Source organism: Acetobacter musti (genome assembly GCF_011516835.1).
Classification (GTDB): Bacteria; Pseudomonadota; Alphaproteobacteria; order Acetobacterales; family Acetobacteraceae; genus Acetobacter; species Acetobacter musti.
In genome coordinates this window covers 175,094-200,596 of sequence record NZ_WOTB01000002.1, presented here as the reverse complement: position 1 = coordinate 200,596, position 25,503 = coordinate 175,094, and the positions used below count along the sequence as shown (strand labels likewise).

The window sequence follows — 25,503 nt, the reverse complement described above, 5'->3', positions numbered from 1 at the left end:
CAATCAGAGCGGCATGTCAGAAATACAGAATCCGGGACCGGACACGGGACAGACGACCGGAGAGATTTCCTCCATCTCCGGCACAGACATTTCTGACACAGATATTTCCGGCGCGGGGTCCGGGGAAAACAGTTCTGGCGGAGCCGGAACGACGGAACCGCAGGCGGACGAGGCAAAGGCTGAAAAGGGTCCGTTTGTTCCGCCGGCACCGGTCCCGACCCAGTCCGGCCCTGCCGGTATCCGGTTTGATTTCAACCTTGGGTGCCGCGTGCAGCTGCCGGAAGGGGCCTGGACGATCAGGCTGCGCGATCTCGATACCGGCAATATTCTGTTCGAGACGAAAGCCGGCAAGGCGACGGTCAACAGTGCCAAGCGGTTTTATGTCCGCTTTGGCATTGAAGTGTACGACGCGGCCGGAAAGGTCTTTTCTCACGAGCTCGACTGCCGGGACCGGGACGTGCTGATCCAGGTTCCTGTCGGCACTCTGGGCGATACGATGGGCTGGTTTCCCTATGTCGCGCGCTTTGCTGACGTGCATGGCTGCCGGCTGACCTGCGCGATGTCGAAGCTGATCAGCCCGCTTTTCGAGAGCGCCTATCCGCATATCCGGTTCATGTCACCGGAAGAGGTCGAAAAAGAAGAGGTGCTGAAGACATTTTACGCCACCTATACGCTCGGCCTGTTTTTCGATGATGCCGCCGCGGTGTGGCAGCCGAGCGATTTCCGGCTGGTCGGTCTGCACCGGACGGCGGGATATATTCTCGGCGTCGATCCGACCGAGGAGCGTCCTGAGATGGCGGCGGACGACGATCCGTCCCGGCCGATTGAAGAGCCGTATGTGTGCATTGCGACGCAGAGCAGTTCCCAGTGCAAATACTGGAACAATCCGGACGGGTGGCGTCAGATCATCCGGTTTCTCAGGGACAGCGGCTACCGGGTTATCTGCATCGATCAGAAACCGGTTCATGGCGCGGGGATCGTATGGAATCAGATCCCGCATGGCGCCGAGGACCAGACGGGAGACCGGCCGCTTGCGGAGCGCGTCCGCTGGCTGCGTCACGCGGAGTTTTTCATCGGGCTTTCCAGTGGCCTGTCATGGCTGGCCTGGGCGGCGGGCTGCAGGGTTGTCATGATCTCGGGCTTCACGCATCCGACAAATGAATTCCATACGCCATGGCGGGTCGTGAACTGGCATTCCTGCAATTCCTGCTGGAACGATCCGGCCCATCGCTTCGATCACAAGGATTTTCTGTGGTGTCCGCGCCATGCGGGCACGCCGCGTCAGTTTGAATGTACCCGGCTCATCACGGTTGAGAATGTCATGCGGGTCATCCGTACGATTCCGGGTTTTCCTGTGAAGGAGCCTGTTCAGACATCCTCCGGGATCGTGGCTGATGAGGTTCCGAAATCCGGAAAGCGGGTCAGGGCGCCGGCGCGCCAGCCCGCATGAGGATGGCTGGCCGGGGTCCGGGATTCCGGAGCCCGGCCGGTTTTTCGCCGGGCCGGGCTGTTGTCTGAAACTTCCGGCGCGGGATACTCTGACGCGGAGATTTCTGGTCCGGAGATCTGTGACCCGGAGATTTCTGGCCGGGAAATCTCCGGATCAGCCGCGTCTGGCTCAGAAACCCGGAACTCAGAACGGAATTTCGTCGTCGAGGTCGCTGCCGCCCGGTGCGTCCCAGCCGCCGGGTGATGCGGGCGCTCCGCCGCGGGGTGCGCCAATCTGGCGCGGCGCTGAAGATCCGCCGCCATAGCCACCGCCGGACGGCGTGCCTCCGCCATATGATCCACCGCCGCTGTATCCGCCGCCCTCGCCGCCTTCCGATCCGCCACGGCCGTCGAGAAGCACCAGTTCGCCACGGAACCGGTCGAGCACGACTTCTGTTGTGTATCGCTCCTGACCGGACTGATCCGTCCATTTACGGGTCTGCAGCGTGCCTTCGAGGTAGACTTTCCGGCCTTTTTTCACGAAGCGCTCGACCACGTCCGCCAGCCGTTCGTTGAACACGACGACGCGATGCCATTCGGTGCGCTCGCGGCGCTCGCCCGATGCGCGGTCATTCCATGTGTCGCTGGTCGCGACGGAGAAGGAGGCGATTTTCTGTCCGTTCTGACTCGAACGGATTTCAGGGTCCTTGCCTAAATTTCCGACCAGAATGACTTTATTGACACTGCCTGCCATTGATGGCCCCCATTCCGATTCCAGTAATATTTACCCGTCCGGCTCTAAACGGTTCGCTCGACCAGGTCACGGCGAAACACCTTGGGCACGGATATTTCTGGCAGAAAATCTTTTCCTGATCCTGGTTGCGCGGTCGGGAGCGGGACAGATCGGTGCGTTGTTCACCGGAGACCGGGGCACTGTTCCGGCCCGGAGGGCGCCCTGCCGACTGGAAATTCCTCATCGCGCGTTGCGTGTCCCGTATGGCGCTGCCATATCCGGTCTGATGATTGAGGCGATACCCGGTCAGGCAATGCGCTCTGGTGGCGATATTGCGGTCCGGCTGCTCTCGCCACTGACGCAGGAACCAGGACCAGAAGCGGACTTTTATCGTCCGCCGGTGCGGACCGCATCCCCAGGAGAGCCAGACAGCCATGCCGCGGCGCCATGATACCCGTCACCTTATTTCTCAGGACCAGCTCGAAGGCGCGGCCCGGGCGTATTACGATTACTGCGATGCTTCCTGGGACGATCTCGACCCCAAGGCGCAGACGCATTACCGCACCCGGATGCAGCTCGCGCTGAATGCGTTCGTGGGCCATCTCTGGCGTCCGATCACATCCGTGCCACGGGACGGGAGTGCGGTTCTGCTGTTTCACCGCATGACGGGACGGGGCGATTATGTCTGGCTGGACAAATGGGATGTTCAGGACCGGCAGTGGCGGACCGCGCCACGCGCCACGCCGACGCACTGGATGCCTGTTCCGCCTCCCCCGCCCGGCTGATGATGTAGCGGTTTAAGATCCCGGGTATTGTAACAAACCGGGATCAAAGGGACCGTGTCCCTTTGTGGGGCTCGGGGCAAAGCCCCGAAACCGGCTCCGCCCACGGACTCAAACCCATGATGCTCTTAACAAACCGGAGATCTGAGGGACTGCAGCCGATCCCCGAAACGTCGCGCCGGACGGATCGGGAAACTATACGGGCTTTTGAAACTCAGAGACTGTTGCAAAAGCCTGATTGTGAAATTTCCTGTTATTTGTGGAGTATTGTTCAGGAAGATTCAGAAGACGCCGCCTTTTTGAAAAAAGGCGGCACCCAAAAACTTTTATTTTTCAAAGGTTTGTTGTGGGGTGCTTTTTGAATCCGGCTGAACTGCGCAGATGATTGGGATACAAAAAACGTAGCATTATCAGTTTTTTATGAAATTTTTCAGGCATTTAAGGCTTCAGAGAACCACTGACAGAATGGTCTGTCAGGTCTCTTCGGCTGGCGCCATCGACCGGATAAGGTCCAGCACGCGTTTGCGGACTCCGGTGTCCGGAATCCGGTAATAGGCCCGCACGAGATCGAGAGTCTCGCGCCGGTTCAGGACGCCGGCATCCAGAGAGGCCGATGACGGCGGGGCGGTCATGGGCGGACCGCCGAAGCTTTGCTGGGCCTCCGCGAATCCCGTTACGACGGCTGGCGACACCGGCGGGATCGCGGCGGGGTCGAGCGGCATGTCGTCGTAAAAGAAGCCGATCGGGACATCGAGCACCTTCGCGATGTCGAACAGGCGCGAGGCGCTGACGCGATTGGCGCCACGCTCGTATTTCTGAATCTGCTGGAACGTCAGGCCGATCGCCTCACCCAGTTTCTCCTGCGACATCCCGAGCATCGTGCGGCGCAGACGGATGCGGGCACCGACATGGGAGTCGAGATCACTGATGCGCGTCGCGCTCTCTTCCCCGGCCATATGATACTCCTGTCGCCCCTGTCAGACCGCCAGACAGGTAATCATTGGTTAACATACAACCAGAAGCTGAGTTTGTTAACCGAATATCGACTTTATGAGAATTGTCTGCGTCGGGTCAGGGCGACAACGATGGAAATCAGGCAAAGTCCTGCCGGAATCGCCTGTCCGAAGCGGGCGAACAGAGTCGGCGGCAAGGGGCGGGGCATTATCCGCACCAGCGTCCCTTCGGTGCCCCAGCCCAGCCGGCCCATATCATGTCCGCGTGCGTCATAGACGATTGTCACGCCGGTATTGGCCGCGCGCGCGACAGGAAGTCCTTCCTCGACGGCGCGCAGGCGGACGGCGGCGAGATGCTGGCGCGGGCCGGCGCTGTTGCCGTACCAGGCATCGTTGGTCACGTTGACCAGCCAGTCCGGACGGTCTTTCCGGTCCACGACATGTCCGGAAAAAATCACTTCATAACAGACCAGCGGGCCTGCGGTGGACAGACCGGGCAGATGCCAGCTTACCGGTCCCGGACCGGGTGTCATTCCGCCGCCCGGCACGACCTGAAGCGGGAGGAATGGCGGCTGATACTCGCCGAAGGGTACCAGCCGGGCCTTGTCGTAGCGGCCGAGAAAACGGCCCGCGCCGTCGATGGCCACAACGGAGTTCCGCCAGTGTCCGTCCGGTCCGGTGCCGAGGCTGCCGATCATGCCTTCGCTGGCTCCGGCGGCGGTCCGCGCGATCACGGTCCGGCTCAGTCCGTCTTCCTCCAGGATGCCGGGATAGGCCGTCTCGGGCCAGACATAGACCACGGGGGGCGCGGCGCCTGGTGCTTTTGCCGCCAGGGCGAGGCCGGTCGCGACGCCCTGCTGTGTCAGGCGCAGATAGCGGTCGAACACGTCCTGAATGTCGCTACGGCTGATCTTGTCCTTCTCGGCCACGTTTCCCTGGACCAGCACGACCACGGGCTGATCGCGGGTTGTGATTTCGTTACGGACCACTTCGTGGAAACGGATGGCGCCGGCGGTGATCCAGACGAGCAGCACCATACCGCAAAGCATGGCGAAGCGGCGGCCCAGAGGCAGGAGGACCGCGAGGAGCACAGTGAGCAGGGTGAGGCCATCGACGCCGATCCAGGCGGCGGGCTGGATCAGGATATCGCCCGGCAGACCGTGGAAAGCCCAGTCGCTGCCGAGCGGGTTCCACGTGAATCCACTGAACAGGAAGAGACGCGCCATGTCGCAGAGCGTCCAGAGGCCGGCGAACAGGGTGCCGCGTCGCCAGCCGGCCGGCGCCAGACGGCACAATGCGGCGGGGACAGCGGCGAAAGGGGCCAGAATCAGCGCGCAGCCCAGCGAAGGGAACGGGACGAACCACCAGAAGTCACTGGCCCGGATGAGGACCGCGTTGATCAGCCAGTACAGCCCGACGGCGTGCAGGCTGAGCCCGAAGGCGAAACCGGCGAGTGCTGCCTGTTTCATTGTGCGGGCCTGGCTGACGGACCGCATGAGGAGGAAGAACGCGACAGGCAGAACGGGGATGAGATGCAGCGGCGGGAAGCCGCATGCCGCCAGCGCGCCTGCGGCGAGAGGCCATCCGGCCGGTTTCAGCGCATCTGCGACGCGCCGCCACCAGACAGGACGGGGTCTCTCCTCGCGGGCAGCGTCATCGCCGGCGTCTTCCCGCCGGAGCACCGGAATGGTGGTCTCACTCATAGTCGGAAAAGATGGCGGCGCGCTCAGTCGAGGGCGTCGCGCAGACGGCGCTCGTAGTGGCGATAATATTTATCGGCCAGCAGTTCGCTTTTGACGAGAACGGCCACGTCGGTCGTGTTGAAACCGTAATCGACGACGGCGCCGTCCCCGACATAGCCGCCGAGCCGGAGATAGCCTTTGATCAGCGGCGGCAGGCGCGTCAGCACGCGGCGGCGGTCGAGGGTGAGCGGATCACAGCGCAGCATATCCACGCGCCGTTCCGGCAGCGCCCTGACGCGCAGGGCCGGCGGCGCGAGGTGGTTGTGGTAGAGATAGGTCAGTTCCTCGGCGACATCGTCCGGATTTGTTCCGGGCAGGCTTGCGCAGCCGAACAGCACGTCGATCTGGTAGAGGAAAATATAGGAGGCGATTCCGCGCCAGAGCAGTTGCATCGCGGCGCGGCCGCGATAGCGCGAATCCACACAGGAACGCCCGACCTCAAGCAGTTTTCCGGGGAATTCCTTCAGAGGCGAGAGATCGAATTCGCTTTCGCTGTAGAACCGGCCAAGCGTTTCGGCGGCCGAGCCCTGCATAAGCCGGTATGTGCCGACGACTCCTTCCGGGCCGGAGGAAATGGCGTGGTCGATGACCAGCAGATGGTCGGCGTAGTCATCGAATTCATCGACATCGCGTTTCAGACGCTGCGCCTGTTCGTCGGGATGGGCGCCCATCTCTTCGAAAAACACACGATAACGCAGCGCCTGCGCCGCCTCGATTTCCTCGGGCGTCGAGGCGATCCGGACGCCGAGATTGCCACCGCGCAGTTCCGGGAAGCCGTCACGCTGCAGCTCAAGCGTGGAAAGCGTTGCCCCTCGCGGTTTTTCGGCGCTCATTTTGCGCTTCCTCTGGACCGTTTCGCCTTTTTAGGCGCGGAAGCGGGAGGCGTTTCCTTCAGCTTGCGGCCGAAAAGCTCCAGGCGCATCGATACGAGCTCGAATCCCAGGCGTTCTGCGATCCGGCGCATGAGCGCCTCGTGCTCTTCGTCCTCGAATTCCGTCACCCTGCCGCTGTCGACGTCGATCAGGTGATAATGCCGTCCGTGTTCGCTGGCTTCGTAGCGGGCGCGGCCGCCGCCGAAATCCCGGCGTTCAAGGATTCCCTTTTCCTCGAGGAGACGGACCGTGCGGTACACCGTCGCCACCGAGATGCGCGGATCGAGCTCCGACGCCCGGCGATAGAGTTCTTCCACATCGGGGTGGTCTTCCGCATCCGACAGCACGCGGGCGATGACGCGCCGCTGTCCTGTCATTTTGAGACCGCGCTCCACACAAAGACGACCGATCCGGGATTCCGATGTGTCCGCCGCGTTCGCGGGGCGGGCAGAGCGGATCAGGGAGGCATTCTGAGGCGGAGTCACGGCATGCGTCCTGCTGCCTGTGTATTCACGAACATGCGCTTCCGCGTAGCTGATTGGGCCAGATGTTGTCCACTTGGCCGCCATTCAGCGACGCCGATCGACAACGGCGCGGCTGCCTGACAGGCAAAGCGTCGCCATTCTGCCCCATTCACGGCATAAAGGAAATATCAGTGCGCATTGTGGCTTCTGTTTCATGCATCGTCTGAGGCTGTGCGGCTGTGCGAAGGGTGACTGAGAGATCGGTTTGATGACCATGACATATGCAGCTTCGAAATGTGCGGTTTCGGCGGCGGACGGTGTGCCGGCACCCGCCAGGCGGCTCGACATTACCGGCGAAACCTGCCCGATGACGTTTGTGCGGACCCGCCTCGCGCTCGACGGGCTTTCGTCGGGCGATATGCTGCAGGTGACGCTGCGCGGCGCCGAGCCGCTGCGCAATGTCCGTCGTTCAGCGGAGGCTCTGGGCCATACGCTTCTGTCTCAGGATGAAATGGCGGACGGCACGGCGATCCTTCTGATTCGCAAGGCGTGACGGCGGCCGGATCTGTTCTGCGTTTTGCAGAGGGGCGCGGATACTGGTGTCGGGGTCCGGGAATGCTCTCCGTTTTGTGACGTCTGCCGGTCTCCGTTCGGGCGGTGATGCGCCTGCCCTCCGGTTCCTCCCGTTGTCCGGAGCGCGTGGCCGGTCAGGAGGCGCGCCTTCTGCTGGCGGAACGTGCCTGCGGGAAATTGCAATGCTGCGATCCGGAACCTCAACCGCGCGATGACTTGTGCGTAATGACCTCATATGGCGTGATGCTGAGCCTGTGACTGCCCCGGCGTCCTGTTCCAGAGGAGAGCTTGCCTTGCCGTCCCCTTTCCCGTCATCCGGGGCCTCCCCGCTTCTCCGGAGCCTGCGTCGCGCTGCGCTCACTGTTTTTCCCGGGCTCACTGTTTTTCCCAGGACGACTCTGAGCGGAGTTTCCGGAGCGGGAACGTCTCTGGCCGGAAGCGCCCTGGCTCTCGCTGTTTTTTTCGGAACGTCCGGGGCTGTGGTTCCGTATGCGCGGGCGGCGGATACGCTTCCCCCCATCGTCTCGCCTCCGGTCAGTTCCGTCCTGCCTGGCAAGATCGTTTACGCACAGCTGACGACGCCGGATCTTGCGCAGGCGAAGACGTTCTATGGCTCGCTGCTTGGCTGGACCTTCCGGGATGTCCGTGTCTCGCGCGGGCATTACGCTCAGGCGATGGCGGGCGGGCATAATGTCGCGGGGTTTGTGGAACAGCCGCTGCCGTCCGGAGATCGTCCGCGACATGAGCCGGTCTGGCTGCCCTTCATCTCGACTGCCGACACCGATGCTCTTGCCCGGGCGGCGCAGGGCTGGGGCGGGAAAATCCTGTTCAGTCCCAAAGATATTCCGGGGCTTGGCCGGGAGGCGATCATTGCCGATCCGCAGGGCGGCATCTTTGTCGCGATCCGTTCCGCCAGCGGCGATCCGGCTGATACGGATACACCCACCGTTCAGGGGGAATGGATCTGGAGCGCGCTGCTGACCGGCATTCCGGCGAATGCGGCCGGTTTCTATCAGAAGCTGTTCAGCTATCAGGTCGAAGGGGGCCAGGACGAGTCCGGTGAGAGCCGTTACGTTCTGGAATCGCAGAATTATGATCGTGCGACCGTCAATCCGCTGCCGCCCCGGCTTCCCGCATCCGCTCCGGCGCGATGGATGAACTTTGTCCAGGTCGACAGCGTCGGCGCCGCGGCGGAGAAGGTTTCGCAGCTTGGCGGGCGTGTGCTTGTCGAGCCGCACCTGGACCGGAACGACAGTATGATCGCCATTGTCGCCGATCCGGCCGGAGCGGTGTTCGGGATCATGGAATGGCATGTGCCAGCCGTTGCCGGAGAAGCACGATGAGCGTCTTTCATCCCCGAAAACTGCTTCTTGCCGCGGCCCTCGGCGTGACATGCCTTCTTTCAGGCTGCGCCTACGATGATGGCTACGGCTATGGTGGCTATGGCGGGTATTATGGCTATGACGGCGGCTGGAACGGCGGCTGGGGTGGCTGGGGACCCGGTTATGGCGTTGGTCCGTGGCGCGGCGGTCCCCGTGGTGGTGGTGGCTTCCGCGGTGGAGGTGGTGGCTTCCGTGGCGGCGGACCGGGTGGCCGGGGTGGTCCCGGTGGTATGGGCGGTCACGGCGGCGGGCCTGGCGGTGGTGGTCATGGCGGCCCCGGTGGCGGCGGGGGTCCTGGTGGCGGCCATGGCGGTGGGCCGGGTGGCGGTGGTGGCCACGGCGGCGGTGGCGGAGGTCATGGCGGCGGCGGCGGTCGTGGTGGCCACTGACGTGGCCTGGCGGCGGCTCGTTCCGGCGGCCTGAGGGATCCGTTCGCCGGGCTTATCTGCTGTATTGACCGGCAGAAGCCTGGCGACGGGATATCGGTCTGATGCGACGGGGGTGTTCAGCCGGCGACGAAGCCGTTCCGCTTCGCCGTCATACGGTTTCCGTGGCTTTCGCGGGGATTACGGGTGCGCGCTCCGTCTCGTCTTCCAGCAGCTTTTCGATCCGGCGACGTACGCGAATGGCGGCGGCGTCCGTCGTGAAGTTTGGTTCATTCCGTGCATCCACACCGTCGAGATGGGTTTCTATTGCTTCCAGAAGCCTGATGTCCTCATCGACGACGCGGGCGTTCCGCTCCGCCAGTTCTCTGGTGTAGTGCTGGTTTTCAAGCCCGAAATCCCGGGTGCCGCCGAGAAAATAATGGGTTGTGGTGTCGGTCTCCGGCGTAATGCCATGCAGAAAGTTCATCCGCCCCACCACCGCCAGGCTCCGGCCCTGATCGTCGCAGGAAACGCTTTCGGTTCCCACGGTATTGACCAGCCCGACGCCGAACAGCTCGACGCGGAAATCCACGCGCATGAAAGGACCGATGCCGGGAAACAGCGTCTGCATGACCTCGTCCGACGGGCGCAGCGGCGATGAATGACGGAAGGCCAGGTAACCGGGACGGTCGGTGATATCGACGGTCCGGGGCGGTCCTTCCGCCGCCGAGCGGGTGCCCAGGGAGGCGTGGTGGGTGAAGCTGATATGCGAATGATCGAACACGTTCTCAAGCACGATCTGCGACCGTGCCCGGACGTGGCGCAGTCCGCAGCCGAACAGTTCCCTGCCCTCACCTGACAGCCCGAGGGAAGCCGTATCAGGCAGCCGGCTGAGATCGGCACCGGCTGCGTCTCCGCCCCAGATCCAGATCAGAGGTCCCTGTTCGACGACGGCAAAGGACGTGAGATCCATTCCGCGCGGAACATGCGACTGAAACGGCAGCCGGGAACAATGCCCTGTCGTATCAAAGGCGGCGCCGTGATACGGGCAGATGATTTCGTCGTCGACGATCCGGGCGGTGGTCAGCGGCATCCGCCGGTGCGGGCACAGTCCGGATACGGCGACCGCGCGCCCGGCCGCGCTGCGATACAGGATCATGTCCTGGCCGAGGATTTTCCGCATCAGCGGCGCGGGGCCGAGTTCCCGGCTCCAGGCGGCGATGTACCATTGCTGTCGGGGATAAGGCCTGTCGCTCGCGGAAAATGGATATGGCGCCACGGTCCCGGCACTCCTCCTGCTGAACAGGCACAGTCATCGGATGTCCGGGTAAAGAAGGACTGAACCGGGCGGGCGGGAGAGAGGAGTTTCCTGCCGGAACCGGTCTTTTTTACAATTTGCAATGTCCCGATACTGTCGGAGCGCCGATGTGACACGGAACAGAGGGGAATATTCCGGAAGTGACCGGGCGGACTCACTTCCGGGAAGCGGTCATTCCGGACGGTTACAGGCGGGCCGCCAGGCGGGTGCCCTGATCAATGGCGCGCTTTGCATCGAGTTCCGCTGCCACGTCGGCGCCGCCGATCAGATGCACCATGCATCCGGCGTCGGTCAGAGGTTTCCAGAGATCCCGCAGCGGTTCCTGTCCCGCGCAGAGCACGACCGTATCCGCCGGGATCACGCGAGGCTGCCCGTCCTGGGTCACATGGAGGCCGGCCTCATCGATCCGGTGATATGTGACGCCGGACAGGGCGGCTACGCCGCGCGCCTTCAGCTCCGCCCGGTGAATCCATCCTGTCGTTCTGCCGAGCCCCTCGCCCGGTTTGCCCGGTTTCCGCTGGAGCAGCGTGATATGGCGTCCGGACGGTTCGACCCGGGCTTCACCGAGGCCGCCGGGGGCGCGATAATCCGGGTCGATGCCCCATTCTGCGTTGAACAGGGCCGGATTCAGGGTCGCGCTTTCTCCTGTCCGGGAGAGATATTCCGAGACATCGAAGCCGATCCCGCCCGCCCCGATCACCGCGACGCGGTCTCCGACCGGGCGTTCATCGCGGACGACATCGACATAGGTCAGCACCTTTTCCAGGCCGATGCCGTCGATATCGGGAATACGCGGAGTTACTCCGGTTGCGAGAACGATCTCGTCGAATGCCTCGCGCAGCAGCATTTTCGCATCGGTGCGGGTTCCGGATCTGAGGGTGACGCCGGTCAGTCCGATCTGCCGGTGGAAATACCGCAGCGTGCTGTGGAATTCTTCCTTGCCGGGGATCTTCTTCGCGATATTGAACTGGCCGCCGATATCCGGGCCGGCTTCATAGAGGGTGACGTCATGACCGCGTGCCGCCGCCGTGACGGCGCAGCTCAGCCCGGCGGGACCGGCGCCGACCACCGCGATCCGCCTGCGCCGCGTGGCCGGAGCGATCACCAGTTCCGTCTCGTGACAGGCGCGCGGATTGACGAGGCACGACGCGATCTTTCCGGCGAAGACATGGTCGAGGCAGGCCTGATTGCAGGCGATGCAGGTATTGATCTCGTCGGCGCGGTTGTCCTGCGTCTTCCGTACGAAGAGCGGGTCGGCGAGGAGGGGGCGGGCCATCGAGACGAGATCGCAATAGCCTTCGGCGAGAAGGCTCTCGGCCACGTCCGGCGCGTTGATGCGATTGGTCGCCACGACCGGGAGCGTGACGTGCTGCCGGAGCCGTTTCGTCACCCAGGCGAATGCCGCGCGCGGCACGCTGGTGGCGATTGTGGGGATACGCGCCTCATGCCAGCCGATTCCGGTATTGATGATGCTGGCCCCGGCCGCTTCGACGGCCTGCCCCAGGCGCACGACCTCATCAAATGTCGAGCCGCCGGGCACCAGATCGAGCATGGAAAGGCGATAGATCAGGATGAAGTCCGGACCGGTCGCTTCGCGCACGCGCCGGACGATTTCGACCGGAAAGCGCATTCTGTTGTCATAGAAGCCGCCCCATTCATCGGTGCGGTTACTGGTGCGGGACACGATGAACTCGTTGATCAGATACCCTTCCGAGCCCATGATTTCGACGCCGTCATATCCCGCGAGGCGGGCGAGCGTCGCGCAGCGGACGAAGGCTTCGACTGTCTGTTCCGTCTCTTCAGTGCTCAGCGCGTGCGGCATGAAGGGGCTGATCGGCGCCTGGATTGCGCCGGGAGCGACCAGGCCGGGGTGAGCAGCGTAGCGGCCGAAATGCAGGATCTGCAATGCGATCTTTCCGCCGCTGGCATGGACGGCATCGGTCACGACGCGATGGCGCAGCGCCTGCGCTTCCGTGGTCAGGGCCGCGCTGTGCGGGTCGGGCCGTCCGGCATCGTCGGGGGCGATACCGCCGGTGACGATCAGCCCGACGCCGCCTGCGGCGCGCTCGGCGTAAAACGCGGCGAGGCGTCCGAAGCCGTCCGGCGCGTCTTCCAGGCCGACATGCATCGATCCCATGATGATGCGGTTTTTAAGCGAGGTGAAACCGAGACTGAGAGGAGAAAGCAGGGCCGGATAGCGCGTCATGGCGCTCGTCCTTTATGCAGCGGTGACGTTGATTACTGATGTCGGGAGATGTTTTGCCGACACTTACGGGGCGGCTTTTCGGGGTTTTGTTACGCGTTTTGCAAGGATGCCGGTCCTTTGAGTCTGGTCTGTTAATCTGGAAACCGGTGCAGAGTTCTGCGGTCCCTTTCGGAAACGTGGCAGAACCCTGTTCTGTTTCCGAAAGATATAACTGTCAGGATGGTGCCGCGTCAGCCGTCACGCCATGTGCCGGTTGTGTATTCCGGGTGATGTGTAATGCCGGGTGTGGATCGCGGCGTTCTGCCGGACCGGTTTATCCGGGTTTCCGGGACGGATGCTGTTCTTTTCCGGCGATGGCCCTGTCCAGACAGACCGGACACAGACACCCGGTTTCCGTGCCTTCTTCCGGTACGGGCAGTACGGCGTCGCGCTTCATGCACCAGCACGCTTCGGAGCCGAGACATGGCATTGGCGCGTTACAGGAGGAGCAGCGTGTCTCCTCCTGCGCGGGGTTCATGCGCTGACGTGAAACGAGGAACAGGGACGGACATCCATCGTCGTCATTCCTGCGGCGCGGGCGGCTTTCAGTCCTTCGTCGCTGTCCTCGAACACCACGCACCGACCGGCGCTGACGTCCAGCTTCCTGGCCGCGAGCAGATAGATATCGGGCGCCGGCTTGGGGTGTTCCACATCCTCGATCGTCACGACGGCGGAAAACACATCGGAGAGACCGATTGCCGCGAGCGAGGCTTCGACCACCTCGCGCGATCCGCTGGAAGCCACGGCGAGCGGCAGACGGCCCGCCCATTCCCGGACGATGGTGATCACGGGAACGTTGCAGCGGACATCCGTGAGGGTTTCGCGGACACGCCGGCGGGTTTCGGCGATAACGGCCTTCCGGTCGACCGTCACGCCGAAGGATTTTTCGACCGCGCTCAGCAGCATCTGTTCCGAATAGCCGCCGCGTCCCCGGAACCAGTCCGCGTCAGCATCGATGCCGGCGACTTCCTGCAATGCCGCCTGCCATGCTTTCAGATAAAGCGGCAGCGTATCGACCAGCGTGCCGTCGCAGTCGAAAATCAGGGCTTCGGTGCCGGCCGGGATATCGATCATGGGAAGGCCGAGCGCTGATAACTGTTCCCGTCCACCATGTGCTGCAGAACGTCGAATTCCCTGCCACGGAAGGTCTCCGTGCGGACTTTCGAGCCGTCCGGTGTCTCCACGAACACGGTCTTGTTCCAGTCCGCGGCACTGATGCCTGTCCAGAGCGTCAGCACGATCGGATCGGGTTTGCCATCCTTTTCCGCCGTGAGCTCCATGCGGGCGTCACCGCTTGAAGGAGGCGTCGTGCTCAGCGGACCCCAGCCGCTCTGATGATTCTGCAGCCAGTCATTGAGGGTCGCGATTTCCTGCTGTGTCAGCGTCCGTTCGTGGCGCATCGGGCCGACGGCGATCTTTCCGCCTGTCACGTGAGGGAACGAGACGGCGACAAAGTTGGGCAGCGCGAACATCCAGATGACGAACGCCGTACCAAGGGTGAATGTCAGGAAGGCGAGAATGAACGCCGTTTCCTTTCTCATAGTCGTCAGATCCTTCAGCCTCGCACGGCGGCGATCACGCGGGCGACCTCCGCGTCGGTCAGTTCGGGGTGAATCGGGAGCGCCAGAATACGCTGTGACAGCGATTCCGAAACAGGCAGGGCCACGCCGTCATGATGGCTGCGATAGGCGGGCTGTTTATGCAGGGGCAGCGGGTAATAGATCGCTGACGGCACACCGGCGTCCTTCAGGCGGGCCTGGGTCGTGGCGCGCTCGTCAGAATCCTTCAGCAGGATCGAGTAGATCGCCCAGGCGCTCTGGCAGTCCTCTACATCCGCCGGGGCCACCACGATGTCTTCCAGCCCGGCCGTGTAGGCCTGTGCGATGTCATCGCGGCGGATCAGTTCTTCCTCGAAACCTTCCAGCTTTGCGAGCAGGACGGCCGCCTGCAGCGTGTCGAGACGGCCGTTGATGCCGGTGCGCAGGACTTCGTAACGGGTTTTGCCCTCACCGTGGCTGCGCAGCGAGCGGTAGAGCTCGGCCTTGTCGGCGTCATCGGTGAGAATCGCACCGCCGTCGCCATAGCCGCCCAGCGGTTTGGAAGGGAAAAAGGACAGGGTCGTCGCGGCGGCCTCGTGGCCGAGCTTGTGGCCCTGATAGGAGGCGCCGAAGGCCTGGGCGCAGTCATCCATCAGGAACAGTTCGTATTCCGCCGCGATCTGACGCAGCACTTCCCAGGGCGCGGGCAGGCCGAACAGGTCCACGCCCACGATGGCGCGCGGCTTCAGCTTTCCGTCCTTGCGAACCTTTTCGATCCGTTCCCGCAGGTTCACCGGATCGATCTGGTATGTTTCGGGGTCGACATCGACGAAGACCGGCGTCGCACCGAGAAGCAGCGGCACTTCCGCCGTGGCCGTGTAGGTGAAGGCCGGCAGGAAGACCGCATCGCCGGGGCCGATATTTTCCGCCATCATGACGATCTGGATGGCGTCCGTGCCGGAGGAGACGCCCACGCAGTGCGCCGCGCCGCCATAGGTTGCGAGTTTCTCTTCCAGCTCCGTGACTTCGGGACCGAGGACGAAGCGGCAATGCTGCATCACCGTGTCGACCCGCTGTTTCAGCTTCACGCCGAGCCGGCGCTGCTGGGCCGGGAGATCGAGGAAAGCGATGGGAGGTGCGCCGGACGTTATGGTCATGAAACAAGATTCTCCCTGTCCTGCGCCGCGTCGGCCACGGCGCTTCGTGCCTCCCCGGTCGCATTGTGATCGAATTCCGGCACGAGTGCCGTCAGCGCCGCAATAGCGCCGGCCGCATCCCCGGCATGCGCCAGAACGGCGATGCGGTCCACCGCCGCGCCGACTTCGGCCTGATCCACGACGCGCGGCGTTGCGATCAGCAGGCCGGGCGCGTCCGTGGGCACCGGCGCCTCGCGGCCGTGGAACAGTTCCTCGAACAGCTTCTCACCGGGGCGCAGTCCCGTAAACCGGATCGCGACATCTTCATCCGGACGCAGCCCGGCGAGACGGATCATCTGGCGGGCCAGATCGACGATCTTTACCGGCTTGCCCATGTCCAGCACGAAGATGCCGCCATCCCGCAACAACGCGTCGGTTCCGGCCGAGCGGCCGGCTTCCCGTTCCTGCGCGGCGCCGGAGGCGACGTCGTGCGCGAAACCGTTCGCGTCCGCGCCGCGCACGCTGGCCTGCAGGACCAGCCCCACCGCTTCCGGCACGGTCATGAAATAGCGCCGCATATCGGGATGGGTGACGGTCAGCGGGCCGCCGCGCTCAAGCTGGCGCCGGAACAGCGGCACGACGGAGCCGGTCGAACCGAGCACGTTGCCGAACCGCACCGTGACACAGCGCATGGCGTCGGCGCGGCCTGAGGCCCGGGCGGCGATATCCAGGGCCTGGCAGTACATCTCCGCCGCGCGTTTGCTCGCGCCCATCAGGCTCGACGGATTGACGGCCTTGTCGGTGGAGATCACGACCATTGCCCGTGCGGCATGCAGACGCGCCGCGTCGGCCACGATGCGCGTGCCGACGATGTTGGTCAGAAGGCCTTCGCAGGGATTCTGCTCGACGATCGGCACATGTTTGAGTGCGGCGGCATGGAACACGAGGGCGGGACGGTACTGCGCGAAGACGGCGTCGATGCGTTCCGCGTCACGGATATCGGCCACGACCACGCTGCGCGGTATATCCGGTGTCAGTTCACCGAGTTCGACATCGATCTGCCACAGGGCGAATTCACCGTGATCGAGCAGGACCAGATGTTTCGGGGCGAAGCCGGCGATCTGCCGCGCCAGTTCCGAGCCGATCGTGCCGCCGGCGCCGGTCACGAGCACCACCTGGTCGCGGATCAGGCGTTCCATGCCGGCTTTGTCCAGCGGCACCTGGGGGCGGTTCAGCAGATCCTCGATCGCCACGGGGCGCAGTTCGACGCGCGCCGCCGGAGTCAGCGTGGTCAGGACCGGGGCGCGCATCACCGCGATGCCATGGGCTTCGGCGGCGGACAGCACCCGTGCGAGACCCTCGCCGCGAAAATTCGGATCGGTGATCACGAGGCTTTCCGGCAGGGCATTCCGTCGCGCCATGCCGTCCAGCAGCGCCGCGATGTCGGTGACGTGGCCCAGGATCGGCACGTTGTGAATCCGGCGGCCGGCCTGGTGTGTTCCCTGTCCGATCAGGCCGGTGACCCGTACGCCGGACGCCGGATTGCGGTCGATGGCCCGCAGGAAAATATCCGCGACCTGATCGGCGCCCACCAGCACGACCCTGCGCTGTGTCAGGCCGCGCCGTCTGAGGCCGCTGGTCAGGCGATAGGCGGTGCGCAGGCCGCCGAGCATGACAATGAGTGTCGCCGCGTAAATGATCGGGAAGGTCGGGCTTGGCAGAGGAAAGCCGGTTATCAGCAGGCCGGCAGTGAAAAGCGCGGCGCTGGCGACGGAAGCGCCGGCGATGCCGAGCAGGTCGGAGATGCCTGAGAACCGCCAGTATTGCTGCGGCATCCGGAACGGCACACCGCTGACGATCAGCGTGATCGCGCCGCCGGCGAGAAACCAGAGCGGATGGAGCAGTCCGTCGCGCGGGGCGGCGAGCCAGCGTGCCAGCGGCGCCGCAAGGGCCGCGACGCTGCCGTCGAGCAGGACGTTGACCAGAATGCGGTTGAGGGGCCGCAGCCGGGAGCTTCCCGGTGCGACGTCCGGGCGTTGCGGGACCATCACGCTGGTCCTATAGCCCAGCTATGCGCCGGCCAGAAGAAGCCATTACCGGTTTCTTCATCCCGTTCGGGACGAGCCGTCTTTCATTCTCCGGATGTCCGGCTTTCCGCCGGGCGCCCGCTTACCGCTGCGGCCAGCCTGCCCGTTATGTTTCACCTGTATCTTCCTCTGCTTGTTCTGTTCGCCGCGTATGGAACGTCCTCCCTGCTCATCCGGCGGATGATCGCTGTCGCGGTCATCGATATCCCCGGGCATCGCAGTGCGCATGCCAGTCCGACGCCAAAGGGCGGCGGTGTGGGCGTCGTCGTCGCGTTCCTGCTGTTTCTTGTGCCGCTGCGCGGGCTTTGCGGCCTGCCGCCTCTGACGATGGAGGTCGGCGGTCTGTGGAGCGCGGTGACGCTTCTGGCGATCGTCTCCTGGCTCGACGATGTGTATCAGTGGTCGCCGCTGATCAAACTCGCGGCCCAGATTCTCGCGGCCGTTATCGTAACCCTGACCGCGCTGCCTGTGGATGGTTTCACGGGTATCACCGCTCTGTGTGTCGCGGCGGTTCTGTCTGTGGGCTGGCTCGTTTTTGTCGCCAATACCGTCAATTTCATGGACGGGCTGAACGGGCTTGTCTCCGGGGTGCTCTGCCTGTCCTTTCTTGCTCTCGCACTGCCTTTCTGGCCGGGTGACAGTCAGGATCTGCGCGTGGCGTCCGCCCTGACCGCTTTCGGGCTGCTGGCGTTCCTGCCTTTCAATTTCCCGAATGCCCGGATTTTCCTCGGCGATGTCGGCAGTCAGAGCGGCGGTCTGCTCATCGGCGCCGCGGCGCTTTCGCTTGCGACTCATGGCCCGATGGCGCTTCCGCCCGATCTGCGTGCCGCGCTGCTTGTGCCGTGTCTGACCGGCGGCCTGCTCTACGATGTGACGATCACTCTGATCCGGCGCGCGCTTGCCGGCGAAAAAATTCTCGAGGCGCATCGTGGTCATCTCTACCAGGTCGCTTACCGTTCCGGCGTGCCGAAGACAGCCGTTTCCCTGGTTCACTGGGGATTCGTCATCTGGGGCGGCTGTGCGTTTGCGATGACGGCCATGCCCGGCTTTCGCCCGTCCGAAGGGATCGGAGGCGTGGCGATTACTCTCGCTCTGGTGGCGCTGCCTCAGTTGCTGTGGACCGCTTTCGTTCTCTGGCGGGTGAAGCGGCATCCTGTCGGTCGCTGGTGACCGCGTGCGGACGGATGGCGTACAGACAGGCGGGCCGGAAGCATCGCTGCCTCCGGCCCTCTGGCGCTGTCAGATGGAAGACAGTTATTTCGGCGTGAATGTCAGACCCTGACCGCCGGCGGAAAGACGGGCGCCTTTCGCGGTGCTTTCGATTTTGATCCGGACGCCGTTCTTGTTTTCCAGCACGGCGCCGCCGAGACCGTTGCCAAGGGTGGCTTCACCATTCGCCGCGGCGAAGGTGCCGGCGAAATCGGAGGCCCTGTGCAGGTTGTAGACCGTGCCTTTGCTTGTGACTTCCGAAAAGCCGACGGCGGCGATCTGCGCACCGCTCACCGAGAAGTGGTATGTCTTGTGATTGAAGACCAGCGACGCGTCACCCCAGGTGTAGCCGACACCCAGATCGGCTGACTTTGCCGTCATCACCAGGGTTCCCGAAGGCGTCCCCATCGTCGCCTCCGCCGCCATGACAGGCGCGGCGAATGCGGCCATTGAGAACGCGGCAGCCGCCGCGAAAGGTACGAAACGCATAGTAGAATTCCTTGTCTCTCACAAAGCGCAGAAAGACCATGATTCTGAGAAACCATGCCTCTGAAACATGACTCTGGCGGAGGTCTTTCTGCACCGTCGGTATCTGAAACGCCCTGCTCTGTGTCACAGTTCCCATGCATTCCCGGAAAGGCGCATTGCATGGCGCACGCATATTCTGCCGGAAAAGATGAGAAGAGATGACCTGTTCCGGCGGATCTGCCCTGTGAGAGGCCCGCTTTAACGGCTTCACCCTGACAGGACCGGGTTTTGGCAGGGATGGACTTTTACCGGCCGGGAGAGCGTATCCTGGACATCACGTTCGCTGCATTGCGGCTGCGGCCTGCCGGTCCGGCCGGGACCATCGTTCCGCTGACGTTCGGGAGCGCTGGCGTTCGCAGAGATGTGGCGCTGCGGCTTCGGCCTTATCTGTAACGGATGTACAAAACGACAACGCCCGCCTGGATTTCCGGGCGGGCGTCTGTTTCTGTGACGCGACTTTACAGAGCCGGCATCAGTTCAGTTGGCGGAATATCAGTTACCTGAATTCTGGCCGTTTTCACCGTTCTGTTCACCATGCGAACGATGATGTCCGCCATGCTCGCCACGGCTGTTATCTTCACCGCCGCGCTCGCCACGGGACCCGTTGTCGCCCTGATCCTGACCGCCCCGTTCGCCGTTGCCACGCTCGCCGCCCTGCTGACCGCGCTCACCGTGACGGTGATGGCGTCCGGAAGACGAATCAGAAGATGAGCCGGACGTGTCATCAGCATGTGCGATGACAGGAGCGGAGACGGAAAGCGCCGCGAGCATAAGAAAAACTTTTTTCATAATCAGAACTCCACAAACTAAACTCAGTAAAAAACTAAACCCGGACAATCGATGACTGCAATTGAGCATGGGAACATGGAAGCCATGCTGTAATTTAACGTTACAGAACGTCTCGGTGAATCTCGATCCACTTCATTACAATATCAAAAAGAAACAATTCACTCACGTGCTTATGTATTTTATTGCTGTTCTGTATATTTCTGAAAATCTTATCCCGCTTTTATGCCGTCATGACGGGAATGTGGTTTAAAATACCGGAACTCTAAAGCGCCAGACTTCCCTGCGCCGCCGAAGACGTTTCTTTTTCCTCACGCTCCAGCCAGGCGCAGATAACGGCCACGACGTAGCTCTGCTGCTTTCCGGTCATCGTCACGCCTTTCGGAAAACCGTGCCATTTATCGAGGCAGAAACGACAGCAGGTGCCGGTTGCATGCTGAGCCACGAAAACCGGGTGCCCGCGCCAGGGGGTCTGTCGTCCGTCCCGTTCGGGATTTGCCGGAGCGAGACGGGTTTCGACGAAATCCGCGGCGTGGGCGGCGATTGTCGGCAGGCCGCGTGTTTCGAGGTAAGCGCGATCCTTCGCGTTCAGATGAAATTTCGAACGGAACGAGGATCGTGTCAGTCTGCTCCAGAGGGTCGCGGGAATCCCGGCCGTGCCGGATATCGGCGCGTCGCATATCGGCGTGTCACTTTCTGACCTGTCATTTTCTGGCCTGTCACTCATTCCGGCCTGTCTCCTGTCAGCGCGAATGAAAGCAGTCTGATCACCACGAAATTATAGCGCGTGGCCCGGTCCCGTCATGGCCGCCGGTCAGATGTCGGATGTGCGCGTCGCGCCTGCCTTGCCGGCGTCAGGTCTATTCGGCCGGTGTCGCCTCTGTGCCGATAAAGGTAATATCCGCCCTGCAACGTCAGAGCGGCGGCGTATCCGGCGGCATATCCCCACCAGATGCCTTCCAGCCCGAGGCGATGCTCCAGCCGGAACGCCACCGGCACTTCGACGCCGATAATGGCGGCAATTGCGAGAACCGTCGGGATAAGCACGACTTTGTCCGCACGGAGCGCGCCGCTGAAAACCATACCGAGACCAAAAGGCAGCAGACTCCACAGCACGATATACAGCAGATGCGTCGCCGTGGCTCTTACAGCCGGGTCGGTCAGGAACACGCGCAGGACGACCGGGCCGGCCAGATACGCGCAGGCGATCGTGCTGCCTGTAATCAGGAGATTCAGAAACAGACCGGTTCGCACCACGTCACGGACTCTGCCCTTCTGTCCGGCACCGATGAGGTGGGATGCGAAAATCGTTGTCGTGATACCGATGGATAGTGAGGGAAACTGAATCCACGACAGGATCTGGTTTACGGCGCCGTAAGCAGCGAGAGCGCTGGCGCCATGCTGGTTGACCAGTGACAGCAGCGCCATTTCCGCCAGCGCCATCGCGATCATCTGTCCTGCTGTCGGCAGACCGATCGCGAGCACAGAGCGCCACAATGAAAAATCCAGTCTGAAGTGACGCGGGTGAGACGGGGCAAGGGCATGATTTTTCCTGCGCCAGAACCAGACAAGCCAGAGCGGTGCTGCGACACAGGCGAGGTCGGAGCCGAAAGCCGCGGCGCCGACGCCGATATGCGGCAGTCCGAGCCGCCAGGATTCGAGCAGCAGAGGTGTTACCGAAAGAGAGATGCCGGCCGCGACGGCGAGGGTGCGCAGCGGCGACACCGCGTCTCCCACCGCCCGCGAAATCATTGTGACGTACCAGAGCACGAACAGCGCCGGCATCCCTGCCATCAGAATACGCGTGTAAGTAATGGCATTCCCCATGAGTGCGTCCGGGACTTTCAGGACGCGCAGCAGAACCGGAGTCGACAGAACGGCGAGCATGCTGACGAAGGTTCCGAGACAGGCTGTCAGAATCAGTGCATTTGCCGCGACGGCGCGCATCCTGTCTCTGTCCCGCGCTCCCCAGGCCTGTCCGATCAGAACGCTCGCGCCGCTTCCGATGCCGATCACCACAGGAAACATCAGCAGGATCAGCGGAAAGACCGAAGACACGACTGCCACGGCCTGAACGCCGAGAATCTGTCCGACCCAGATGGTATTGATCGTGCCTGACGCGGCCTGCAGGATATTGGTGAGGATCATCGGTCCCAGCATGGTCAGGAATCGTCGCCGGAGACCGGGTTCGGCCGAAATGGTCATCGGGAAACGGTTTCCGGATTCGTGCTTTGCCGGGACAGGGCGCGGGCGATGAAGATGCGGACACAGTCCTGAACGTCTCCGGGCCATGCCGCGATGATCTGTTCGAGCCGTGGCATATCGGAGGCGTAGAGCGCGCGGACGGCATCCTCATAATGCGTTGCGTCACCGGCAAGTGTCGTCATGACGCGAAACGCAGCGTCCATGGCGAGACGGCGACCGGTCCGGTCTGTATCCTCTTTGCGGGCCGCGTCGGTCAGTCTCCGCAATGTCTGCGATGCGCCGCCGGGCTGAGCCGTCAGCCACTCCCAGTGCCGGGGGAGCAGAGTGACCTCACGCGCGACGACACCCAGTTTCGGGCGGCCGCGGCGTGGTCTGTCGTCGCCGGCTGATCCGGTGTTTTCATGGCCGGGGAGATCGGTAACAGGAAGATCGGTGACCTGGCCGGTATAATCGTCAATGACGATGACGGAGCCGTCCGGATACGCGCGAACGGCCTTGCGAATGACATCCACACTGCCTTTCGCGATCAGGACCGAACCTGAAAATACGTAATAACCCCGATTCATCTGGATAATCTGGCGTCTTTTCGGTACCGGGTCAATTATACCCGGGTGAAATTTGAGAGCTACGATCTGAACAGTCGGAAGACTGCCGGAGTTCCGATTCGTTGCCTGTCACATCTGCCGGTTTTCGAACGGTTCATATTCTGCCCGGTCGTGTGATGTATTACCGGATTCTGTGAGGCCGGCGCGAAGCGACGGGACCGTATCCGGACAGTTATGGAAATCGGAATCTGTTCTGAAATTCGTTACGATTTTCAGAACAAAGGAAGCGTTGGTCTGTTTTGCAGATGAAGACAGGGCAGGACTCTGTTCTGCGGTCCGGAGAGGGTCGTCACGCGAAGACATGCTGGGCAACGCTCTCCGCCACTTCGTTTATTTTAACAAAACAGGGATCAGAGGGGACGTGTGCCTTTGCGGGTCCGGGGCAAAGTCCCGAAACATCCGCGCCACTCGTATTTGAGAAATATAGACAGACACCAAAGAAAAAAGGGGCCGCACCGGAACGATGCGACCCCTTTTCCGAACGCTGACTGACGGTCAGGTTCAGGCGGCGCGGCGACCTGCGCGAGTCTCTTTCTCAGCCTTCTTCGGTGCGCTGGCTTCGCCCATGATGGAACGAATCTCGCGGAGATAGGCTGCACCTTTCAGCGTACGCTGAACGAGCACCGAGCGGCGATCCAGCGGATCGACCTTACGACGTGCGAGGTCCAGTTCGCCGAGACGATCCAGCGCACGGGTAATCGCGGGTTTCGACACGTTCAGCTCGGCGGCGAGACCGCGGACTGTGTGGCCTTCTTCCTGCAGATAGCAGGTCAGGAAAACAGCGAGCTGGCGGGAAGACAGATCGGGACCGTCACGACGGACGAGCGAAACGACCGTGTCGCGCAGGACGGTCACCAGTTCGTCCGCAACTGTGCCGGACTGGGTTTTTGCGGAAGCAGCTTTTCCGGCTGCCGTTCTGATCGATGTTGTTCTGGCCTGTGCCATGGGTTCAGTATCCTTTGTTCCGAGCACGGAACCGGGAGTCCCGTGAAGAGCCGGTCAGCAAGCCGGCGTTGATCGTTGGGAGGTCATATAGACCGTCTCTGAGCGATTTAAACCCGCAGCAAATGAATAGTTGCCTTCCAACATCGTTATTCTCACGAATTTAATAAATCAGTCAGACGGAGAGCCTGGGGCAGGGATGCAAAAATCGCTCTTAAGCCGGGGATTTCCCCGCCTTCCGGCCGTCCGGGGCGTGTCTGATCGTTCCAGGCATAGCTGTCGATATGAGCCCAGCGCACCCCAGAGCTGACGAACCGGTCAAGAAACAAAGCCGCTGTTATTGCGCCTGCAAATGGTCTGGATGAGATATTATTAACATCCGCGACAGAACTCCGCATCCATTCACGGTATCCGTCCCACAGCGGCAGGCGCCATAAAGGATCGGAAACGGCGGTTCCGGCGCTGATCATTGCTGCGGCGACATCATCATCATTGCACATCAGGGCCGGAATGTCCGGCCCCAGGGCCACGCGGGCGGCGCCCGTCAGGGTCGCGACATCCAGCAGCAGGGACGGTTTCGCCTCGCTTGCCTCGGTCAGCAGATCGGCCATTACCAGCCTCCCCTCCGCATCCGTGTTGCCGATCTCCACTGTCAGGCCATTTCGCGCCGTTACGACATCGAGCGGACGCATGGCGTGGCCTGATACGGAATTTTCAACGCAGCCCAGTCTCATTTCCAGTCTGACGGGCAGATCCCGCGCCATGATCAGGCGCGCGAGGGCGAGCACGGTCGCCGCTCCGCCCATATCCTTTTTCATGCGTAACATGCCCGATGCGGGCTTGAGATCGTATCCGCCGGAATCGAAACAGACCCCTTTTCCCACGAGGGAGAGCAGCGGGGCGTCCTTTGTGGCTTTCGATCCGGCCCAGCTGACCAGCACAACGCGTGGTTTGCGGTCCGATCCGTTTCCGACATGAGCCAGTAACGGATAGGCTTTTTCGAGAGCCGCTCCCTTGATCACTTTCGTCTTCGCACCGAACGGCTCCACGGCCGCGACGGCGTGATCCGTCAGTTCGGAGGGACCGAGCAGGTTCGCCGGCAGGTTGATCAGATCGCGGCCGAGCCAGATCGAACGCGCTGTCTCCACGGCCAGCGGATCGGGGGACTCGTCGTAAAGAGTCGCTGATGCCGCTCCCTCCTTACCGAGGGTGAAACGATAGGCGCCGAGCGCGAAACCAAGTGTCGCCTGTCCGGCGTTTACATCGGGTGGCAGGGCGAACCGCCATGTTCCTTCCGGCAGCGCCCGCGCCAGGGCGCCGAAGACGAACGGGTCGGCCGTTCCGGCCGGTGGCAAGCCGAGCAGGGCTGCGATGCCGCCATCCGCGGCCGGCACGATCGCGTGTTCCCCCGGTTTCGCCATGAAGCCCGTTTTTACCGCGAAACGGGCGCCCGCCGCGCCGACCAGACCCGAGAGCGCTTTCTCGCCGGCGGTCCGCACGCCGTGAATCACACTGACAGCGCCTTTCCGTCGTCCCGTCGCGATGCATTTCAGCCCTTTCACGGCCATCGTCCTCTTCTCCGCTGCTGCCTCTGTCTGTCTCAGATGCAA

Annotated in this window: 26 protein-coding genes; 8 read left to right on the top strand and 18 right to left on the bottom strand. The window is 62.7% G+C overall.

The window, feature by feature from the left end:
• Positions 1-13 precede the first annotated feature (13 nt).
• Positions 14-1,450 (top strand): autotransporter strand-loop-strand O-heptosyltransferase, encoded by a 1,437-nt coding sequence (locus tag GOB93_RS02290; protein ID WP_173581899.1) that lies wholly within the window; start codon positions 14-16, stop codon positions 1,448-1,450.
• A gap of 183 nt (positions 1,451-1,633) precedes the next feature.
• Here the strand turns inward: GOB93_RS02290 and ssb are convergent, their stop codons facing one another.
• Entirely contained in the window at positions 1,634-2,182 is a 549-nt protein-coding gene (ssb, locus tag GOB93_RS02285; RefSeq protein ID WP_173581898.1) for a single-stranded DNA-binding protein, read from the bottom strand.
• Positions 2,183-2,595: 413 nt separating this feature from the next.
• Here ssb and GOB93_RS02280 point away from each other — a divergent pair, with 413 nt between their 5' ends.
• Together GOB93_RS02280 and GOB93_RS02275 are read left to right on the top strand one after the other, a co-directional pair.
• Positions 2,596-2,946: a hypothetical protein gene (locus GOB93_RS02280; RefSeq protein ID WP_173581897.1), complete on the top strand. Its 351-nt coding sequence runs from the start codon at positions 2,596-2,598 to the stop codon at positions 2,944-2,946.
• Between the two features lie 116 nt (positions 2,947-3,062).
• Positions 3,063-3,305, top strand: coding sequence for a hypothetical protein (locus GOB93_RS02275; RefSeq protein WP_173581896.1), 243 nt, complete (start codon positions 3,063-3,065; stop codon positions 3,303-3,305).
• Between the two features lie 111 nt (positions 3,306-3,416).
• On the opposite strand, the gene GOB93_RS02270 is transcribed toward GOB93_RS02275, so the two are convergent.
• From GOB93_RS02270 to GOB93_RS02255, 4 genes are all read right to left on the bottom strand, one after another.
• Positions 3,417-3,899: a helix-turn-helix domain-containing protein gene (locus GOB93_RS02270; protein ID WP_173581895.1), complete on the bottom strand. Its 483-nt coding sequence runs from the start codon at positions 3,897-3,899 to the stop codon at positions 3,417-3,419.
• Positions 3,900-3,991: 92 nt separating this feature from the next.
• Complete coding sequence (gene lnt / locus GOB93_RS02265; protein ID WP_173581894.1) at positions 3,992-5,599, bottom strand: apolipoprotein N-acyltransferase; 1,608 nt, start codon at positions 5,597-5,599, stop codon at positions 3,992-3,994.
• 23 nt (positions 5,600-5,622) lie between these two features.
• Positions 5,623-6,471: a GNAT family N-acetyltransferase gene (locus GOB93_RS02260; protein ID WP_173581893.1), complete on the bottom strand. Its 849-nt coding sequence runs from the start codon at positions 6,469-6,471 to the stop codon at positions 5,623-5,625.
• Positions 6,468-6,968, bottom strand: coding sequence for a Fur family transcriptional regulator (locus GOB93_RS02255; protein ID WP_338422279.1), 501 nt, complete (start codon positions 6,966-6,968; stop codon positions 6,468-6,470). The genes GOB93_RS02260 and GOB93_RS02255 overlap by 4 nt, the downstream gene beginning before the upstream one ends.
• 280 nt (positions 6,969-7,248) lie before the next feature.
• Between GOB93_RS02255 and GOB93_RS02250 the strand changes: the two genes are divergently transcribed.
• The 3 genes from GOB93_RS02250 (at position 7,249) to GOB93_RS02240 (ending at position 9,318) form a co-directional block, all read left to right on the top strand.
• On the top strand, positions 7,249-7,527 hold the full coding sequence (locus GOB93_RS02250; RefSeq protein ID WP_173582013.1) for a sulfurtransferase TusA family protein: 279 nt from the start codon (positions 7,249-7,251) through the stop codon (positions 7,525-7,527).
• Positions 7,528-7,840: 313 nt separating this feature from the next.
• The gene (locus GOB93_RS02245) at positions 7,841-8,890 is read left to right on the top strand and encodes a VOC family protein (protein ID WP_242010478.1); all 1,050 of its coding nucleotides are present in this window, start codon (positions 7,841-7,843) and stop codon (positions 8,888-8,890) included.
• A complete protein-coding gene (locus tag GOB93_RS02240; protein WP_173581891.1) occupies positions 8,887-9,318 on the top strand; it encodes a hypothetical protein in 432 nt (143 codons plus the stop codon). The genes GOB93_RS02245 and GOB93_RS02240 overlap by 4 nt, the downstream gene beginning before the upstream one ends.
• Positions 9,319-9,466: 148 nt before the next feature.
• On the opposite strand, the gene GOB93_RS02235 is transcribed toward GOB93_RS02240, so the two are convergent.
• The 6 genes from GOB93_RS02235 to GOB93_RS02210 all read right to left on the bottom strand — a co-directional run bounded on the left by GOB93_RS02235 (position 9,467) and on the right by GOB93_RS02210 (position 17,579).
• Positions 9,467-10,573, bottom strand: coding sequence for a Rieske 2Fe-2S domain-containing protein (locus GOB93_RS02235; protein WP_173581890.1), 1,107 nt, complete (start codon positions 10,571-10,573; stop codon positions 9,467-9,469).
• A gap of 223 nt (positions 10,574-10,796) precedes the next feature.
• Complete coding sequence (locus GOB93_RS02230; RefSeq protein ID WP_173581889.1) at positions 10,797-12,818, bottom strand: FAD-dependent oxidoreductase; 2,022 nt, start codon at positions 12,816-12,818, stop codon at positions 10,797-10,799.
• A gap of 513 nt (positions 12,819-13,331) precedes the next feature.
• Positions 13,332-13,931: an HAD family hydrolase gene (locus tag GOB93_RS02225; protein ID WP_173581888.1), complete on the bottom strand. Its 600-nt coding sequence runs from the start codon at positions 13,929-13,931 to the stop codon at positions 13,332-13,334.
• Positions 13,928-14,398 (bottom strand): hypothetical protein, encoded by a 471-nt coding sequence (locus GOB93_RS02220; RefSeq protein ID WP_173581887.1) that lies wholly within the window; start codon positions 14,396-14,398, stop codon positions 13,928-13,930. Before GOB93_RS02220 ends, GOB93_RS02225 begins: the two co-directional genes overlap by 4 nt.
• Before the next feature lie 14 nt (positions 14,399-14,412).
• Positions 14,413-15,552 (bottom strand): DegT/DnrJ/EryC1/StrS family aminotransferase, encoded by a 1,140-nt coding sequence (locus GOB93_RS02215; RefSeq protein ID WP_173581886.1) that lies wholly within the window; start codon positions 15,550-15,552, stop codon positions 14,413-14,415.
• Positions 15,549-17,579 (bottom strand): polysaccharide biosynthesis protein, encoded by a 2,031-nt coding sequence (locus GOB93_RS02210; RefSeq protein WP_173581885.1) that lies wholly within the window; start codon positions 17,577-17,579, stop codon positions 15,549-15,551. The genes GOB93_RS02215 and GOB93_RS02210 overlap by 4 nt, the downstream gene beginning before the upstream one ends.
• Positions 17,580-17,726: 147 nt before the next feature.
• Here GOB93_RS02210 and GOB93_RS02205 point away from each other — a divergent pair, with 147 nt between their 5' ends.
• Complete coding sequence (locus GOB93_RS02205; RefSeq protein WP_173581884.1) at positions 17,727-18,788, top strand: glycosyltransferase family 4 protein; 1,062 nt, start codon at positions 17,727-17,729, stop codon at positions 18,786-18,788.
• 84 nt (positions 18,789-18,872) lie between these two features.
• On the opposite strand, the gene GOB93_RS02200 is transcribed toward GOB93_RS02205, so the two are convergent.
• On the bottom strand, positions 18,873-19,316 hold the full coding sequence (locus GOB93_RS02200; RefSeq protein ID WP_173581883.1) for a hypothetical protein: 444 nt from the start codon (positions 19,314-19,316) through the stop codon (positions 18,873-18,875).
• Positions 19,317-19,583: 267 nt separating this feature from the next.
• On the opposite strand from GOB93_RS02200, the gene GOB93_RS02195 reads away from it, so the two are divergent.
• Positions 19,584-19,748, top strand: a complete 165-nt coding sequence (locus tag GOB93_RS02195) for a hypothetical protein (protein WP_173581882.1) — start codon at positions 19,584-19,586, stop codon at positions 19,746-19,748.
• Between the two features lie 99 nt (positions 19,749-19,847).
• Here the strand turns inward: GOB93_RS02195 and GOB93_RS02190 are convergent, their stop codons facing one another.
• The 6 genes from GOB93_RS02190 to GOB93_RS02165 form a co-directional block, all read right to left on the bottom strand.
• Complete coding sequence (locus GOB93_RS02190; RefSeq protein WP_173581881.1) at positions 19,848-20,144, bottom strand: hypothetical protein; 297 nt, start codon at positions 20,142-20,144, stop codon at positions 19,848-19,850.
• A gap of 262 nt (positions 20,145-20,406) precedes the next feature.
• Positions 20,407-20,868 (bottom strand): DUF4186 domain-containing protein, encoded by a 462-nt coding sequence (locus tag GOB93_RS02185; protein ID WP_173581880.1) that lies wholly within the window; start codon positions 20,866-20,868, stop codon positions 20,407-20,409.
• A 74-nt stretch (positions 20,869-20,942) separates the two neighbouring features.
• Positions 20,943-22,346 carry an MATE family efflux transporter gene (locus GOB93_RS02180; RefSeq protein WP_173581879.1) on the bottom strand — a complete coding sequence of 468 codons (1,404 nt, stop codon included), beginning with the start codon at positions 22,344-22,346 and terminating at the stop codon, positions 20,943-20,945.
• Complete coding sequence (locus tag GOB93_RS02175; RefSeq protein WP_173581878.1) at positions 22,343-22,912, bottom strand: DUF2239 family protein; 570 nt, start codon at positions 22,910-22,912, stop codon at positions 22,343-22,345. The genes GOB93_RS02180 and GOB93_RS02175 overlap by 4 nt, the downstream gene beginning before the upstream one ends.
• A gap of 540 nt (positions 22,913-23,452) precedes the next feature.
• Positions 23,453-23,896, bottom strand: a complete 444-nt coding sequence (locus tag GOB93_RS02170) for a MarR family transcriptional regulator (RefSeq protein WP_173581877.1) — start codon at positions 23,894-23,896, stop codon at positions 23,453-23,455.
• Positions 23,897-24,048: 152 nt separating this feature from the next.
• A complete protein-coding gene (locus tag GOB93_RS02165; RefSeq protein WP_173581876.1) occupies positions 24,049-25,461 on the bottom strand; it encodes a leucyl aminopeptidase family protein in 1,413 nt (470 codons plus the stop codon).
• Between the last annotated feature and the right edge of the window lie 42 nt (positions 25,462-25,503).

Coding starts and splice junctions, on each gene's coding strand:
- GOB93_RS02290 (WP_173581899.1), top strand. CDS start 14: ATGTCAGAAATACAGAATCCGGGACCGGACACGGGACAGACGACCGGA.
- ssb (WP_173581898.1), bottom strand. CDS start 2,182: ATGGCAGGCAGTGTCAATAAAGTCATTCTGGTCGGAAATTTAGGCAAG.
- GOB93_RS02280 (WP_173581897.1), top strand. CDS start 2,596: ATGCCGCGGCGCCATGATACCCGTCACCTTATTTCTCAGGACCAGCTC.
- GOB93_RS02275 (WP_173581896.1), top strand. CDS start 3,063: ATGATGCTCTTAACAAACCGGAGATCTGAGGGACTGCAGCCGATCCCC.
- GOB93_RS02270 (WP_173581895.1), bottom strand. CDS start 3,899: ATGGCCGGGGAAGAGAGCGCGACGCGCATCAGTGATCTCGACTCCCAT.
- lnt (WP_173581894.1), bottom strand. CDS start 5,599: ATGAGTGAGACCACCATTCCGGTGCTCCGGCGGGAAGACGCCGGCGAT.
- GOB93_RS02260 (WP_173581893.1), bottom strand. CDS start 6,471: ATGAGCGCCGAAAAACCGCGAGGGGCAACGCTTTCCACGCTTGAGCTG.
- GOB93_RS02250 (WP_173582013.1), top strand. CDS start 7,249: ATGACATATGCAGCTTCGAAATGTGCGGTTTCGGCGGCGGACGGTGTG.
- GOB93_RS02240 (WP_173581891.1), top strand. CDS start 8,887: ATGAGCGTCTTTCATCCCCGAAAACTGCTTCTTGCCGCGGCCCTCGGC.
- GOB93_RS02230 (WP_173581889.1), bottom strand. CDS start 12,818: ATGACGCGCTATCCGGCCCTGCTTTCTCCTCTCAGTCTCGGTTTCACC.
- GOB93_RS02225 (WP_173581888.1), bottom strand. CDS start 13,931: ATGATCGATATCCCGGCCGGCACCGAAGCCCTGATTTTCGACTGCGAC.
- GOB93_RS02220 (WP_173581887.1), bottom strand. CDS start 14,398: ATGAGAAAGGAAACGGCGTTCATTCTCGCCTTCCTGACATTCACCCTT.
- GOB93_RS02215 (WP_173581886.1), bottom strand. CDS start 15,552: ATGACCATAACGTCCGGCGCACCTCCCATCGCTTTCCTCGATCTCCCG.
- GOB93_RS02210 (WP_173581885.1), bottom strand. CDS start 17,579: ATGGTCCCGCAACGCCCGGACGTCGCACCGGGAAGCTCCCGGCTGCGG.
- GOB93_RS02205 (WP_173581884.1), top strand. CDS start 17,727: ATGTTTCACCTGTATCTTCCTCTGCTTGTTCTGTTCGCCGCGTATGGA.
- GOB93_RS02200 (WP_173581883.1), bottom strand. CDS start 19,316: ATGCGTTTCGTACCTTTCGCGGCGGCTGCCGCGTTCTCAATGGCCGCA.
- GOB93_RS02190 (WP_173581881.1), bottom strand. CDS start 20,144: ATGAAAAAAGTTTTTCTTATGCTCGCGGCGCTTTCCGTCTCCGCTCCT.
- GOB93_RS02185 (WP_173581880.1), bottom strand. CDS start 20,868: ATGAGTGACAGGCCAGAAAATGACAGGTCAGAAAGTGACACGCCGATA.
- GOB93_RS02180 (WP_173581879.1), bottom strand. CDS start 22,346: ATGACCATTTCGGCCGAACCCGGTCTCCGGCGACGATTCCTGACCATG.
- GOB93_RS02175 (WP_173581878.1), bottom strand. CDS start 22,912: ATGAATCGGGGTTATTACGTATTTTCAGGTTCGGTCCTGATCGCGAAA.
- GOB93_RS02170 (WP_173581877.1), bottom strand. CDS start 23,896: ATGGCACAGGCCAGAACAACATCGATCAGAACGGCAGCCGGAAAAGCT.
- GOB93_RS02165 (WP_173581876.1), bottom strand. CDS start 25,461: ATGGCCGTGAAAGGGCTGAAATGCATCGCGACGGGACGACGGAAAGGC.